Raw genomic sequence first — 14,288 nt, forward strand, 5'->3', positions numbered from 1 at the left:
CCTTAGGCCTCCTTTCTCTTAAGCGTGGAGATGTTCATCAGGAAGGTGCCGATGACCCAGACCGAGAACGCTCCGATGACGACGAAGAACGCCCAGATGCCGATGGTGTTGAGCAGCGACCCCATTCCGGCCGGGAGCGAGATGATCTCCATTTCGGCCAGCTTGCCGGGCAGGGCGAAGATCCGGTTCATGAAACCGGCCAGGACCGCCATGGCGTAAAAGCCGCGAATGGTGATGCCGGGCACGATCTTGGTGACCAGTGCGCCGATCTGGATGCCCAGCAGGGAGCCGATGAGCATGCCCATGGCCAGGGTGTAGAAGATGAAGCCGTAGATGGCGTACTGGGTGATGGAGGCGAAACCGGCGGTGAACACGATCTGGAAGATGTCGGTGCCGACCGTGGTCATGGAGGAGACGCCCAGGACGTAGACGAAGATCGGGAAGGTCAGGAAGCCGCCGCCCACGCCCATGATGCCCGCGGCCAGGCCGACCAGCGCGCCGGACAGGACCAGAAACACCCAGGAGATCTGACGGCCGCCGGCGACCAGGTCCTGGTCGAACTTGATCATGGGCGGGCACTTGATGTCCTGCAGGTTGCGACACAGGGCGCCGAGCTCGGCCCCTTCCTCGCCGCCGTGCGCGCCGCCGCCGCCACCGGCCTTGCGGGAGCGCAGATAGTCGGCCAGGGCGTAGAAGCCCAGGAAACCGAGCATCAGCGAATAGACGGTGGTGATGAAGGCGTCGGAGAGCACCGGGTTGATCTCGTAGAGCACCCGGTTGATGACGCCGCCCGCCGTGGCCCCGAGGATCGCGCCCACCAGGAAGACCACGGCCAGGGACACGGACACGTTGCCGAGCTTGCGGTGGATGACGCTGCCCATGATCGCCTTGGCGAAGATGTGGAACAGGTCGGTGCCGACCGCCAGGATGCCCTTGATGCCTGCGGACATGAGCGCCGGGGCGATGATGAAGCCGCCGCCCGCGCCGATGCAGCCGGTGATCAGGCCCGCGCCCACGCCGATGGCGATGGAGACCATGAAGATGGACAGGCTGTAGAAGGCCGGGCTGTAGGCCTTCTTGCCGCCGATCAGGTCGGGCAGCGCCGGGCCGATCTCGTCGGCAAAGGCCACGCCGATAAGGATGATGGGAATGATCATCAAACCGATGAGCAGCAGCTTTTTGCGGCTGCTCACGATGGACTTGGCGTTTTCGATCTCCCAGTTGGCCATGGCTCCGGCCCCCGCGAGCATGAATCTACCCCATTGATTGAAAAATCGCATAGCTATCCTCACTTCCTCTTGTTTTGGTTATGCCTATCCGAAGCGCCGCGTCTCGATTCCGGTCACCTCGAATTGCTTTTCCTGCGCATGGCCGCATCTTCGATCTTGCGGACCAGTTCATCCACATTCACCGGTTTCATCAGATAATCGTAAGCCCCCATGGCAAGGCTGGAGATGACGATCTCCGTGTTGGCGTGGGCGGTGAGCATGACCACCTCCACCTCCGGGTGAAGCTGCTTGATCTCGCCCAGGGTCTTGATCCCGTCCATGCCCGGCATCTTGATGTCGAGCAGGATGACGTCGCACGGCTCCTCGCGGAGCGACTCCAGGGCCTGCCTGCCCCCGGCGGCGGTCCGTATGGACAGCCCCCGGCGGTCGAGGCGCTTGGCCAGCGCCGCAGTGTAATCGACCTCGTCGTCGATGAGCAGAACCCGGACGTCCTTCATGCCTGCACTCTCCCCGCCCCGTACTTGAGCGCCTTCTCGAGCAGCCTGTCGAAGTCGATCGGCTTGGACAGGTACCCTGCCGCGCCGAGCTTGATGCACTCGTTGCGCGCTTCCTCGCTGCCGTGACCGGTCAGCATGAGCACCGGCATCTCCGGGGCCATCAACCTGAAAACCTTCAGAATTTCAATACCGTTCATCCCCTGGAGCTTGAGGTCCACGATGGCCACGTCGAACTCGCTGCGGCGCAGGAGCTGCACCGCCTCGTCCCCGCTGGCGGCCGAGGTGGCGTCCACGCCCCGACGGCGCATCCGCTTGCACAGGACCTCGGCGAACCCGGTCTCGTCGTCCACGATGAGCAGACGGACGTCCCGGCCTTCGGTTGCATTGGCAGACACGGACCTACCCGCCCCTAACCCATTCTCTGGGCGATGTTGCCGATCCGGGCCTCGACGGCCTCTTCCTCATGCTTGTCCTTCAGGGCCACGGCCTCGGCGATCTTCTGGTTCAGATCCTCGAAGCTGCACGGCTTCATCAGGTAGTCGTACGCGCCGTGCTGGATACCCTCCACGGCCGAAGGAACCGTGGCGTGTCCGGTCAGCATGATGACCTCGACCAGCGGGTAGGCTTCCTTGATCTCCTGGAGCACGACCAGCCCGTCCTTGCCGGGCATCTTCATGTCCAGGATGACCACCTGGATGGTCGGCTGCTCGGCCAGCAGGTCCATGGCCTCGTCTCCGCCAAAGGCCTGGAAGACGGTCATGTTCCGCTTTTCGAGCCGCTTGGCCATGGTCTCGACGAACCCCCGTTCGTCGTCCACGATCAACACAGTGGCATCAGTCATGTCTCATCTCCTGTCGGGTTTCATGTTGCATGGAAGGCGACGGCACCGGCAGCCTGATGATGAACCGCGTCCCCACGCCCACCGCACTCTCCACTTCTATCTCTCCACCCATCTGGTGGATTATTCCGAAACATATGGACAATCCCAGGCCGCTCCCCTTGCCCACCGGCTTGGTGGTGAAGAACGGGTCGAAGATCCGCGCAAGATTGGCCGCCGGGATGCCCGGCCCCGTGTCCTCCACGGTGATGACCGCCTGCCCTTCCTGCATGCCGCAGGAGATGGACAGCTTGCCGCCCTCGGGCTCCATGGCCTGGATGGCGTTGTTGACCAGGTTGAGCAGCACCTGCTGCAGCTCGGTGGAGGAGGCGCTGATCTCGGGCATGGACTCGTCCAGGTCCAGGGCGAAGTCCACCTGGGCGAACCGGGCCTGCTGCATGGACAGCTCCACCACCTCGCGGATGAAGGCGGGTACGGAAATATCGGAGGATCTGGAGTCGGTCTGGCGGGCGAAGCTGAGCAGCTTGTGAGTGATGTCCTTGCAACGGCGGCCCTGGCTGGCCACCTGGTTGAGGGCGCGGTGAATCTCGGCCGCGGACGGCAGGTCCTTGCCCTCGTCCTCCATCAGGTCGCTGGCCCAGCCGGCCTCCTCGATCATGATCGCCACCGGATTGTTGATCTCGTGGGCGATGCCTGCGGCCAGCTCGCCGATGGCCGCCAGCCGACCGGTCTCGACCATCTGCTTGTTCATCAGCTCGGCCTCCTGGTCGATGACCCGGCAGCGGTCCACCAGCTTGCGCGAAACGATCACGGCCATGGACACGATACCGAATCCGCCGAGCAGGAAGATGGCCAGGGTCACGAGCTCGGTGCGGGTCATGGCCGAGAAGGCATCCGACACCTTCTGCTGGTAGATCAGCTCCCAGTCGCCGCCCTTGATGGGCGCGGACACGGTGACGTAGGTGTCGCCGTCGCGGTCCGAGGATTCGTAGATGGACACCCCGGCTATGGTGGTGGGCCTCGGAAGCTGACGCAGCGGGGTCAGGTCCAGGTCCTGGTTGCGCTCGTCCTTGGGCCGGGTCTGGTACACGCCCCGGCTGTTCACGATGTAGGCGAACCCGGTCTCGCCGATGCGGATGTCCTGGACCAGATAGGAAAACGCGAGGAAATCGATGGTGGCGCGCAGGAGGAGGCGGGATTCTCCCTCGCCCTGGGCCACGGAGATGATGAAGTGCGGGGACTGGCGCAACCCGCTGAACACGTCGCTGATGCTGGCGTTGCGCCCCTTGGAGCCGAGGAACCAGTCCGCCTGGGAGTAGTCGGCCCCGGCCAGGCTGAACGGACCGGCGTAGGACACCTGGCGTCCCTCGGCGTCGACCACGCCGAGGTCCACGAAGATGCGGCCGTACTGCTGCTGCATGCCGCGCAGGGCGCGGTCGAGGTAGACGGGGTCGACCAGTTGGTCGTGGGTGGAGGTGCGGGAGATGTATTGGACTTCGGTGAGCTTGTCCTGAAGAAAGGTGTTGATGTTGGCCGCGTGCTTGTCCACGACCTCGGCCAGATGGGCGTAGACCTTTTCCCGGTAGATTGAGCGGAACTGGTGGAAGATGACCCCGCCCACGAGGATCAGCGGCATGAGCGACACCGTGATCACCGTCAGGGCGATGTTCCAGGAAAGCCTGTCGTAATTTGACTTCTGATCCGGGTGCATGGGCCAACCTCTTTTGGGTCCCGGGCATCATCGCCCGCAGGAACTGCCTCTAGCCTGTTTCCCATTGAGCAAACGGTGTGCCACTTCTCCCTGGACCGGAACACCGACCGCCATTCGACAAACACTCCTCACTCGCTTGAAATTACAGTATATACGGCCCATAATGCCAATCCCTCCGCCGCTCCCCCCACATCGGCTCCCCGCCCCCCGAAACGGACCTCGGACCTGTTTTCACGCATAAAACGGTACTTTTCTACCCACTGGCGCAAAATGTACCAACAGGCCATTTTCGCCCCAAGACCCGCGAACCGGGGCCGTTCCGGCTGGAGGACGCGTCAAGCGGGGCAAAATGTACCAATCGATACCACACCCTGCTGAATCACCACAAGAAAACCGAACAAAAAGTTTGAGAGCCGAAGTGGCCGATAAGGAACCACCTAGCGACATCCATTTGGAATATTTAGTCTATCCAGCAATTCTGGAGCGGTAAAAAAAGTATCAAAAAAGGTATGGGCAAACAGGCTGTGGCATGTTCATTGTAATGGAAAGGCGGGAGAGAACGCGCATGAACGGAATCCGCATCCTGATCGTCGACGACGAGATCGATCGCTGCGCTGCGGCCCTGGCCAAACGGCTGGTCCGCCGGGGGGCTTCGGCGTCCGTGGTCGAATCCGGCGAGAAGGCATTCACCGCCCTGGAAGAGCGCGGCGCGGACGTGGTCCTGCTGGACATGAACATGCCCGACCTGGACGGCATGCAGACCCTCAAGATCATCCGCAAGAACTTCCCGGCCACGGCGGTCATCCTGCTCACCGGAGCGGGAGACCTGTCCCGGCACATGCGCACCTTGGAGGCCGGGGCCTTCGACTTCCTGCACAAGCCCGTGACCCTGGAACGGCTCCAGGAGCGAATCCTGGCCGCCGTGGGCCGCGGACCGACGGGCTAGGCCAGCAGACCGGCGGCGCGCAGCCGCGCGCGCCGGGCCTCCAGGTCCGCCTTCACGAACCCGGATTGAACCCGGAGCATGTGCTCCAGGTTCGGCGCGTGCCGCTCTTCGAGGAAGGACTGGTGCGCCCTGCTCCGCGCCGCGGCGGAGGGGGAAAGATCGAGGAAATGCGTGGATTCGCGCAGATGGGTGATGACCACGTCGCCGAGATAGGCCACGGGCTTGCCCTGGGCCAGACGCCGCAGGTCCAGGTCCAGATCGTCGAACTGGCTGGGGGAATAGGCGAGGTCGAACCCGTTGCTCGCCGCCAGGCTTTCGGCTTCGAACAGGTGGCAGCATCCGGTCACGGAACCGGCATACCGCCGGTAGCTCAGGAGCGGAGGGACCAGGCACTCGGCGCACGGCTCCTGAAGCGTCAGCTTCCGCCCCGCGCGGGCCGCGTCCTCCGGCCACAGCAGAAAGCCGTCGCCGTGCTGGGTCAGGGAAGGCGAACGCACGTCCGCCACCCGGCACCCCCAGACGCCCGCTTCCGGGAAATCCCGCACCCCGGCGGCAAGACCGGACAGCCAGTCGCGCGGCACCAGTACGTCGTCGTCGAGATAGGCGATCCACCTCGCGCCGTCGCGCAGGGCCGCGTCCAACAGCCAGTTGCGGGCCGCGGGCGCACCCACGTTGACCGGCAGGGCGACGATATCCATGGTGCCGCCGAACCGTACGCGCGCCTCTTCGGCCACGGCCAGGCTGTCGTCCCGGCTGCCGTTGACCAGCACCCGGACGGTGACCTCGCCTAGTTCCGGCCCCAGGTCGGAATCCAGGACGCTCTCCAGGGTGCGCTCCAGCTCGCGCGCCTTGTCATAGGAATAGATGGAGACCGCGCAGCCGCCTTCCAGCCGCCCGCCCAGCGCCGATGGGAAGGCGAGGCTGTCGAGATACAGCAGCGCGGTCGAATGCTCCGGAAAATCGGCCAGCAGCTCGCCGAGCAACCCCATGGCCCCGTCCGCGTCACCGGCTTCGGCCCGGGCCACGGCCAACCGCAAGCCCCAGGCACCGGGACCGTAGCGGCGGGCCATCTTCTCCAGGCCGGTGGCGGCCCGGTCGTACCGCCCGGCGGCCAGTTGCGCCTCGGCCAGCAGTAGGTTCGCCACCTCCGGGTCCCTGGGCGCGACCGACCGGCGCAGGAATTCTTCAAGCCACTCCCAACGGGAAAGCAGCCCCTGGTACTGCCACGCCTGGCGGACCAGCGGCAACAGCGGCTCCCGGCCCGCGTTCCGCTCGAAGAACCGGGTCAGCCCCTCGAAATCCCCCTGCTCGAACAGGAGGTTCGGCTCTTCCGGCTCGGGTCCGCCCCCTTCGGCGGCCAGCCGCCGGGCCAGGGCCACGCCCTGGGGCGTCAGGGCGGGGACGGCAAACAGTTTCGAGAGCCGGGCGATCTCGGCGGCCAGCGGCGCGTTGAGCGGGAACTCGGCCCAGGCCATGGCGAACAGCCGCGCCCCCAGCGACAACAGGGTGCCGGAAGGGCCGGACGTCCCGGAACCGCCGGCCAGACCGAAGGCCCGCTGCCCCGCCGCCAGCAAATGATTGTGCCCGATGGTTCCCAGGGAAAGATACTCCCTCACCGCGTTCTCCCGTTGTTGTCCGGCCCCGTTCCAGGGCCGCGTTGGACGTGTCAAATTGTCGTACCAACCGGACAGTATTACAATTTCCGTTCCAACGCCCCCCTTCCGGCAGGCCCCGCGACAAACCCCGGACAGGGCGCGAAAAGAGTAGTTGGCGGTTGCATTGCCAGCCTTCTCAAGGCAATCTGAATGGGTTGCGCCCTGCGGGGCGGAAACCGCACATTCACCAGACTCAGGAGAGAACGTGACCCAGAGAATCGAAGCAGGCAACCTGTCCATCAGCAAGCAACTTGCCGAGGCCGTGCGCACCATCCTGGCCGGAACCGGAATCGACGAAGCCGCGTTCTGGTCCGGCGCGAAGTCCGTATTCGACCAATTCACCCCCCGGAACCGGGAGCTGCTGGCCAAGCGCGACCGCATCCAGGAAGCGCTGGACGGCTGGCACCGCGAACACCCCGGCCCCATAGCCGACATGACGGCATACCACGAATTCCTGCGCGGGATAGACTACCTCGCGCCCGTGGGAGAAGACTTTTCCATCACCACCATGGGCGTGGACGCGGAGATCGCGACCATCGCCGGGCCGCAACTGGTGGTCCCGGCCACCAACGCCCGGTTCGCCCTGAACGCGGCCAACGCCCGATGGGGCAGCCTGTACGACGCCCTGTACGGCTCCGACGTCATCGAAAAGGACGCGGTCCAGGCCAAGGGATACGACCCGGCGCGCGGGCGCAGGGTCATGGACTTCGCCTCGGCCCACCTGGACCAGGCCGCGCCCCTGGCCCGGGGCTCCCACAGGGACGCCGCGTCCTTTGCCGTCAGGGACGGCGAAAACGGCAAGACGCTGGAGATCACCCTGGCCGACGGCGCGACGACCACCCTGGCCGACCCGGCCCAATTCGCGGGCTACGTCGGCGACGACGACCTCGCCTCGCTGCTGCTGGTGAAGAACGGTCTGCACATCGAGCTGCAATTCGACCGCGAGCACCCCGTGGGCAAGGACCACCCGGCGGGGATCAAGGACGTGGTCCTGGAATCCGCGGTGACCACCATCCTCGACTGCGAGGACTCCGTGGCCGTGGTGGACGGCGAGGACAAGGCGCTGACCTACCTGAACCTCCTCGGCCTGGTGAAGGGCGACCTCACGGCCACCTTCGACAAGGGCGGCAAGCCCCTGACCCGCTCCCTGGAGGACGACCGGACCTTCGTCGCGCCGGACGGCTCGGTCCTGACCCTGCCCGGCCGCAGCCTGATGCTGGTCCGCACCGTGGGCCACCTGATGACCACGGACGCGGTGCTCAACGCGGGCGAGGAAGTGCCAGAGGGCATCCTGGACACCCTGGCCGCCGGGCTGATCTTTCTCCACGACCTGAACGGCGCGGGCCGGTGGCGCAACAGCCCCGCCGGCAGCGTGTACATCGTCAAGCCCAAGATGCACGGCCCCGAGGAGGTCGCCTTCACCTGCGACCTGTTCGCCGCCGTGGAACAGCTCCTGGGCATGGCCCCGCTGACCCTCAAGGTCGGCATCATGGACGAGGAGCGGCGGACCACCGTGAACCTCAAGGAATGCATCCGGGCCGCCAGGGACCGCGTGATCTTCATCAACACCGGGTTCCTGGACCGCACCGGCGACGAGATCCACACCGCCATGGAGGCCGGTCCCATGGTCCGCAAGGAGGCCATCAAGGGAGAACCCTGGCTCGCGGCCTACGAGGACTGGAACGTGGACGTTGGGTTGGCCTGCGGCTTCTCGGGCAGGGCCCAGATCGGCAAGGGCATGTGGCCCAAGCCGGACCGCATGAAGGAGATGGTCGAGACCAAGGGCGCGCACCCCATGGCCGGGGCCAACTGCGCCTGGGTCCCCTCGCCCACGGCGGCCACGCTCCACGCCATGCATTACCACACGGTGGACGTGTTCGAGCGCCAGCGCGCCCTGGCCGGACGCAGGCGCGCCGAACTGGCGACCCTGACCACCCTGCCGCTGATGGGCGAAACGCGCCCGTCCGAGGACGAGATCGCCGCCGAGCTGGCCAACAACTGCCAGTCCATCCTCGGCTACGTGGTCCGCTGGGTGGACCAGGGCGTGGGCTGCTCCAAGGTCCCGGACCTGAGCGGCGTGGGCCTCATGGAGGACCGGGCCACCCTGCGCATCTCCAGCCAGCACCTGGCCAACTGGCTGCGCCACGACATCTGCACCGAGGACGCGGTGCGCGGCGCGCTCATGTCCATGGCCGAGGTGGTGGACCGCCAGAACCAGGGCGACCCGGCCTACCGGCCCATGGCCCCGGATTTCGAAGGGAGCCTCGCCTTCCAGGCCGCCTGCGACCTGATCTTCAAGGGCGCGGGCCAGCCCAACGGCTATACGGAACCAATCCTTCACGCCATGCGCCGCAAGGTGAAGGAATCAGCATAACCAACATCCATCCCAGGAGAAAACCATGCCGCCCGTGACCACTTCGGTATTCGAGCTGCTCAAGATCGGCCCCGGCCCGTCCAGTTCACACACCATCGGCCCCATGCGCGCCGGGTTCGACTTTATGCACCTGATCCGCGAGCTGCCGGAACCGGACCGCCTGGCGGCCGACGCGCTGGAAGTCCGGCTGTTCGGCTCCCTGTCCGCCACCGGAGAGGGCCACGGCACGCCGCGCGCCATCCTGTCCGGCATGCTCGGCTCCCAGCCCGACGCGTGCAGCTCCGACACCCTGGAGCAGTTCATGGACAAGGACCGCACCTTCGACCTCGACCTGGGCGGCAAGACCCTGCCGTTCGCGCCGGGCATGATCATCATGGACGCCATCCAGCACGAATACGCCCACCCCAACACCATGATCTTCCGGCTCAGGGCCGGGGACCGGGTCCTGCTGGAGCGCATCTACTACTCCGTGGGCGGCGGCTTCCTCCGCTGGGAGGGATGGGAGGAGCCGGAACGGGGCGAGCCCGTCTACCCCTACGCCACCATGGCCGAGCTCAAGGCGCACCTGCGGGCCAACTCCCTGCGGCTGCACGAGCTGATCCTGGCCAACGAGATGGCCATCACCGGGGCGTCCGAGGAGGAGGTCAACCTCGGCCTCGATCACATCGTGGCGGTCATGGAGCAGGCCGTGGAGAACGGCATCCAGGCCACCGGCGTGCTGCCCGGCCCCATCGGGCTCCAGCGCAAGGCGGCAGTCATGTACGCCCGCGCCAAGCAGGAGTACTTCCAGGGACCGGGCTTCCTCAAGGCGATCAACGCCTATGCCCTGGCCGCCTCCGAGGAGAACGCCGCCGGGCACTGCGTGGTCACGGCCCCCACCTGCGGGGCCGCGGGCGTCATCCCCGGCATCCTGTTCATGCTCAAGCGGCACATGGGCTCGCTCCAGACCGAACTGCGCGAGGGGCTGCTGGCCGCCTGCGCCATCGGCTTCCTGTGCAAGCACAACGCCTCCATCTCCGGGGCCGAGGTCGGCTGCCAGGGCGAGGTGGGCGTGGCCTCGACCATGGGCGCCGCGCTCATCGCCTACGCCCGGGGCTACCGTTTCCAGGTCACGGAGAACGCAGCCGAAATCGCCCTGGAACACCACCTGGGGCTGACCTGCGACCCGGTGGGCGGCTTCGTCCAGATCCCGTGCATCGAGCGCAACGCCATGGGCGCGGTCAAGGCGTTCAACGCCTACCTGATCGCCTCCACCCTGGACGAATCCTACCAGAAGGTGGACCTGGACAAGGCGATCCGCGCCATGGCCCAGACCGGCCGGGACATGTCCAACAAGTACAAGGAGACGTCCGAGGCCGGACTCGCCCTAAGCTTCACCGAATGCTGAAAAACACCCGGCCCGCTCCCTGCGGGCCGGGTCCGTTCTTCGCCCCGCAGACGGGGCTGAACCTTGTTCTGCGCCATGCCTCGGGGGCAGAATTTTGATTGCTTTATCGCCCTATTCCTGCTAAAAAATCCTCTTGGCTTTCAGCCCATTTCCCATTTGGAGTTTGCAGTGATTTCTTTCAAAGGCGTCAACAAGTGGTACGGGGATTTTCAGGTCCTCAAGAGCATCAACCTCGACATCACCAAGGGTGAGGTGGTCGTGGTCTGCGGGCCTTCCGGGTCCGGCAAGTCGACCATGATCCGGTGCATAAACCGGCTGGAACCGATCCAGGAGGGCGACATCCTCGTGGACGGCATGAACGTCAGCGATCCGCGCACCAACATGACCCTGTTGCGCGCCGAGGTCGGGTTCGTCTTCCAGCAGTTCAACCTGTACCCGCACATGACGGTCATGGAGAACATCACCCTCGCCCCGACCCTGGTCCGGGGCATGAGCCGGGGTGAAGCCACGGCCATCGGCATGGACCTGTTGAACAAGGTCGGCATTCCGGACAAGGCCGGGGCCTATCCGTCCCAGCTCTCCGGCGGCCAGCAGCAGCGCGTGGCCATCGCCCGCGGCCTGGCCATGCAGCCCAAGATCATGCTCTTCGACGAGCCGACCTCCGCCCTGGACCCGGAGATGATCAACGAAGTCCTGGACGTCATGAAGTCCCTGGCCCGCGAAGGCATGACCATGGTCTGCGTGACCCACGAGATGGGCTTCGCCCGCGAAGTGGCGGACCGCGTCATCTTCATGGACGACGGCTATCTGATCGAGGAGAACACGCCAGAGGAGTTCTTCCACAATCCGCAATCCGACCGGACCAAGGACTTCCTCAGCAAGATTCTCAGTCACTAAGGGATTTACGCCCTTGCCGGACATGGTGTCCGACAAGGGCTTTTTCATACGAACTCAGCTAAACCAGGAGAGGTACATGAGAGTTCTCAAAATCTTCGCCTTGACCGCGCTGCTGGTCATGGCCGCTTCCGTTGCCTTCGCCGGTCCCACCTACGACCGCGTCATGTCTGAAAAGGTCGTCAAGGCCGGTCTGTCCAACCAGGGCATTCCCTTCGGCTTCATCGACGACAAGAACGAGTGGGTCGGCTTCGACGTCGACATGGCCACCGAAATCGCCAAGCGCCTCGGCTGCAAGCTGGAAAAGGTCGTCGTCAACAACAACACCCGCATCTCCTTTGTCCAGACCAACCCGCCCAAGGTCGACATGGTCCTGTCCAACATGACCCACAAGCGCGTGCGCGACGAGAAGATCGACTTCTCCATCACCTACTTCTTCGACGGCCAGAAGTTCCTGGCCAAGAAGGGCGTCGTGAAGGACGTCAAGGACCTGGCCAACCTGAAGGTCGGCTCCATGCAGGGCACCACCTCCATCGTCAACGCCACCGCCTACCTGAAGGAACTGGGCAACCCCAATCCGCAGGTCACCGGTTATGACGGCGAAGTCGCCATGTTCGAGGCCCTGCGCTCCGGTCGCGTCCAGGCCATCACCACCGACTCCACCATCCTGCTCGGCTACGCCGCCAAGGTTCCCGGCCAGTTCGAGCTGGTCGGCGACTTCATCTCCGACGAGCCTTACGGCATCGGCCTGCCCCAGGACGATTCCGCGTGGCGCGACGCCATCAACTTCACCCTGCAGGACATCTGGAAGGACGGCACCTACAAGACCATCTACGACAAGTGGTTCGGTCCCGATTCCAAGTACCCCTTCCCGCTGACCTCCAAGATCGAGATGTGGCCGTAAGCCCACAGCTTATTGCATGACACCGGGTCCCGGAGCAGCCGCTCCGGGACCCTCTTCCTTACAAAGAGCACGATGTTTAAACGGTATTTCGAAAAAGTCTGGGTCCAGAACCTCACCCTCCTCGCCCTGGTCGGCCTGGTCGTCTACTATTTCGCCTTCATCTTCGAGTTCAAGTACGACTTCGACTGGGCGGTCTTCGTCACCGAGGGGCAGTACGGCCACATGGGCCACCTCATGGTCAACGGCATCAACACCACCCTGACCATCACCTTCTACTCGGCGGCCATCGCCCTGTTCATGGGCACCGTGTTCGGCCTGGCCAGACTGTCCGGCTTCAAGCCGGTCTATTGGTTCGCCACCAGCTACGTCGAGCTCTTCCGCAACACCCCGCTGCTCATCCAGCTGTTTTTCTGGAACTTCGCCCTGCCCTACGCCTTCCCGGAGGAAATCCGCTTCAAGCTCTTCGAGATGGATTTCGAGTTCTGGTGCGCGACCATCGGCTGCGGCATCTTCACCGGCGCGTTCATGGCGGAGATCATCCGCGCGGGCATCCAGTCCATCCCCAAGGGGCTGCTGGAGGCGTCCTATTCCTCGGGCCTGACCTTCTCCCAGACCCTGCGCAAGATCATCCTGCCGCTGGCCTTCCGCGAGATCATCCCGCCGCTGGGCAGCGAGTTCTTGAACAACATGAAGAACACCTCGCTGGCCATGACCATCGGCGTCACCGAGCTGTGCTGGTCCATGACCGAGGTCTACTCCCTGACCTACCGCACCTTCGAGGCGTTCTCCGTGGCCACCCTGGTCTACCTGGGCCTGTCCCTGACCATCGCGGGCATCCTCTACATCGTCAACGAACGGCTCAAGATCATGCCGCGCGACCAGGTCACTCCGCTGCGCAGGCTGGCCGACATCCTTTTCTGGCCCTTCGACGCCCTGGGCAGGCGCATGGAAGTCATCTTCTGGTACTTCCGCAAGAGCCCGGAGCAGAAGACCATCTCCCCGCTCAGGCGGCTCCTCAAGGCGTCCGCCAGGAAGCTCGTGCTGGCCGCCAAGGGGCTGTTCGTGGCCGCCCTGGCGTATCTCCTCTACATGGTCGCCTTGGCCCTGGTCCATTTCAACTGGGAGATCATCTGGGCCAACCTCAAGACCCTGCTCATCTGGCGCTTCCCCAACGGCGACGAGACCGAGTTCTTCATGGGACTGGGCGGCCTGGCCGGGTCCGTGCTCATGGCCGTCATCTCCATCACCGGCAGCTTCTTCATCGGCCTGTTCGTGGGCATGGGCCGCACCGCCCAGAACCGGGCCATCCGCATCCCCTGCACCCTGTACATCGAGCTCATCCGGGGCGTACCGCTCATCCTGGTCATCCTCTGGTTCTACCAGGCGATCCTCGAATTCGTCTTCAAGGTGGACGTCCACGCCTTCTGGGCCGCGACCATCGCCATGACCTTCTTCTTCGGCGCGTACATCGCCGAGACCGTGCGCGGCGGCATCGAGAACATCCCGCCCGGCCAGGTGGAGGCGGCCAAGGCCTCCGGCCTGACCTACTTCCAGACCATGCGCAAGATCATCCTGCCCCAGGCCCTCAAGCAGATGCTCCCGGCCCTGGTCGGCATGTTCATCGCCGCGTTCAAGGACACCTCGCTGGCCTACATCATCGGCGTCATGGAGCTGACCCGCGCGGCCTACGCCATCAACAACCGGATCATGATCTACCCCTTCGAGATCTACACCACCGTGGCCGTGCTCTATTTCGTCTGCTGCTACTTCATGTCCCTGTACGCCAAGCGGCTGGAGCGCAAGCTCAGCCCCGAGACCGTGCGCATCGAGATGTAGCCCGACCCGTTCAACGA

General features: G+C 64.7%; 12 protein-coding genes. 6 read left to right on the forward strand and 6 right to left on the reverse strand.

Annotation, left to right across the window (positions count from 1 at the left end; translation table 11 throughout):
* Positions 1 to 2: 2 nt before the first annotated feature.
* The 5 genes from AWY79_RS13525 to AWY79_RS13545 form a co-directional block, all read right to left on the reverse strand.
* On the reverse strand, positions 3 to 1,280 hold the full coding sequence (locus tag AWY79_RS13525; RefSeq protein ID WP_066804963.1) for a sulfite exporter TauE/SafE family protein: 1,278 nt from the start codon (positions 1,278 to 1,280) through the stop codon (positions 3 to 5).
* Between the two features lie 62 nt (positions 1,281 to 1,342).
* Positions 1,343 to 1,726 carry a response regulator gene (locus AWY79_RS13530; protein WP_066804965.1) on the reverse strand — a complete coding sequence of 128 codons (384 nt, stop codon included), beginning with the start codon at positions 1,724 to 1,726 and terminating at the stop codon, positions 1,343 to 1,345.
* A complete protein-coding gene (locus AWY79_RS13535; RefSeq protein ID WP_066804967.1) occupies positions 1,723 to 2,121 on the reverse strand; it encodes a response regulator in 399 nt (132 codons plus the stop codon). Before AWY79_RS13535 ends, AWY79_RS13530 begins: the two co-directional genes overlap by 4 nt.
* A 14-nt stretch (positions 2,122 to 2,135) precedes the next feature.
* Positions 2,136 to 2,567, reverse strand: coding sequence for a response regulator (locus tag AWY79_RS13540; protein WP_066804969.1), 432 nt, complete (start codon positions 2,565 to 2,567; stop codon positions 2,136 to 2,138).
* A complete protein-coding gene (locus AWY79_RS13545; RefSeq protein ID WP_066804971.1) occupies positions 2,560 to 4,275 on the reverse strand; it encodes a sensor histidine kinase in 1,716 nt (571 codons plus the stop codon). Before AWY79_RS13545 ends, AWY79_RS13540 begins: the two co-directional genes overlap by 8 nt.
* A 565-nt stretch (positions 4,276 to 4,840) precedes the next feature.
* Here AWY79_RS13545 and AWY79_RS13550 point away from each other — a divergent pair.
* A complete protein-coding gene (locus AWY79_RS13550) occupies positions 4,841 to 5,221 on the forward strand; it encodes a response regulator (protein ID WP_066804973.1) in 381 nt (126 codons plus the stop codon).
* On the opposite strand, the gene AWY79_RS13555 is transcribed toward AWY79_RS13550, so the two are convergent.
* Positions 5,218 to 6,837: a glycosyltransferase family A protein gene (locus tag AWY79_RS13555; protein WP_066804974.1), complete on the reverse strand. Its 1,620-nt coding sequence runs from the start codon at positions 6,835 to 6,837 to the stop codon at positions 5,218 to 5,220. The genes AWY79_RS13550 and AWY79_RS13555 overlap by 4 nt on opposite strands.
* A gap of 244 nt (positions 6,838 to 7,081) precedes the next feature.
* Here AWY79_RS13555 and AWY79_RS13560 point away from each other — a divergent pair, with 244 nt between their 5' ends.
* The 5 genes from AWY79_RS13560 to AWY79_RS13580 all read left to right on the forward strand — a co-directional run bounded on the left by AWY79_RS13560 (position 7,082) and on the right by AWY79_RS13580 (position 14,271).
* A complete protein-coding gene (locus AWY79_RS13560) occupies positions 7,082 to 9,250 on the forward strand; it encodes a malate synthase G (protein ID WP_066804976.1) in 2,169 nt (722 codons plus the stop codon).
* A 25-nt stretch (positions 9,251 to 9,275) separates the two neighbouring features.
* Positions 9,276 to 10,637 (forward strand): L-serine ammonia-lyase, encoded by a 1,362-nt coding sequence (locus AWY79_RS13565; RefSeq protein ID WP_066804983.1) that lies wholly within the window; start codon positions 9,276 to 9,278, stop codon positions 10,635 to 10,637.
* A gap of 168 nt (positions 10,638 to 10,805) precedes the next feature.
* Positions 10,806 to 11,534 (forward strand): amino acid ABC transporter ATP-binding protein, encoded by a 729-nt coding sequence (locus AWY79_RS13570; RefSeq protein WP_066804986.1) that lies wholly within the window; start codon positions 10,806 to 10,808, stop codon positions 11,532 to 11,534.
* 76 nt (positions 11,535 to 11,610) lie between these two features.
* On the forward strand, positions 11,611 to 12,435 hold the full coding sequence (locus AWY79_RS13575) for an ABC transporter substrate-binding protein (RefSeq protein ID WP_066804998.1): 825 nt from the start codon (positions 11,611 to 11,613) through the stop codon (positions 12,433 to 12,435).
* Positions 12,436 to 12,507: 72 nt separating this feature from the next.
* Positions 12,508 to 14,271: an amino acid ABC transporter permease gene (locus AWY79_RS13580; RefSeq protein ID WP_066805001.1), complete on the forward strand. Its 1,764-nt coding sequence runs from the start codon at positions 12,508 to 12,510 to the stop codon at positions 14,269 to 14,271.
* Positions 14,272 to 14,288: the final 17 nt, after the last annotated feature.

The sequence above is a fragment of the Pseudodesulfovibrio indicus genome (genome assembly GCF_001563225.1).
Taxonomy (GTDB): domain Bacteria; phylum Desulfobacterota; class Desulfovibrionia; order Desulfovibrionales; family Desulfovibrionaceae; genus Pseudodesulfovibrio; species Pseudodesulfovibrio indicus.

What these genes read in the sequence shown, in the direction of transcription:
- AWY79_RS13565 (WP_066804983.1), top strand. Translation starts at nt 9,276, where the DNA reads ATGCCGCCCGTGACCACTTCGGTATTCGAGCTGCTCAAGATCGGCCCC.
- AWY79_RS13530 (WP_066804965.1), bottom strand. Translation starts at nt 1,726, where the DNA reads ATGAAGGACGTCCGGGTTCTGCTCATCGACGACGAGGTCGATTACACT.
- AWY79_RS13550 (WP_066804973.1), top strand. Translation starts at nt 4,841, where the DNA reads ATGAACGGAATCCGCATCCTGATCGTCGACGACGAGATCGATCGCTGC.
- AWY79_RS13525 (WP_066804963.1), bottom strand. Translation starts at nt 1,280, where the DNA reads ATGCGATTTTTCAATCAATGGGGTAGATTCATGCTCGCGGGGGCCGGA.
- AWY79_RS13545 (WP_066804971.1), bottom strand. Translation starts at nt 4,275, where the DNA reads ATGCACCCGGATCAGAAGTCAAATTACGACAGGCTTTCCTGGAACATC.
- AWY79_RS13575 (WP_066804998.1), top strand. Translation starts at nt 11,611, where the DNA reads ATGAGAGTTCTCAAAATCTTCGCCTTGACCGCGCTGCTGGTCATGGCC.
- AWY79_RS13540 (WP_066804969.1), bottom strand. Translation starts at nt 2,567, where the DNA reads ATGACTGATGCCACTGTGTTGATCGTGGACGACGAACGGGGGTTCGTC.
- AWY79_RS13580 (WP_066805001.1), top strand. Translation starts at nt 12,508, where the DNA reads ATGTTTAAACGGTATTTCGAAAAAGTCTGGGTCCAGAACCTCACCCTC.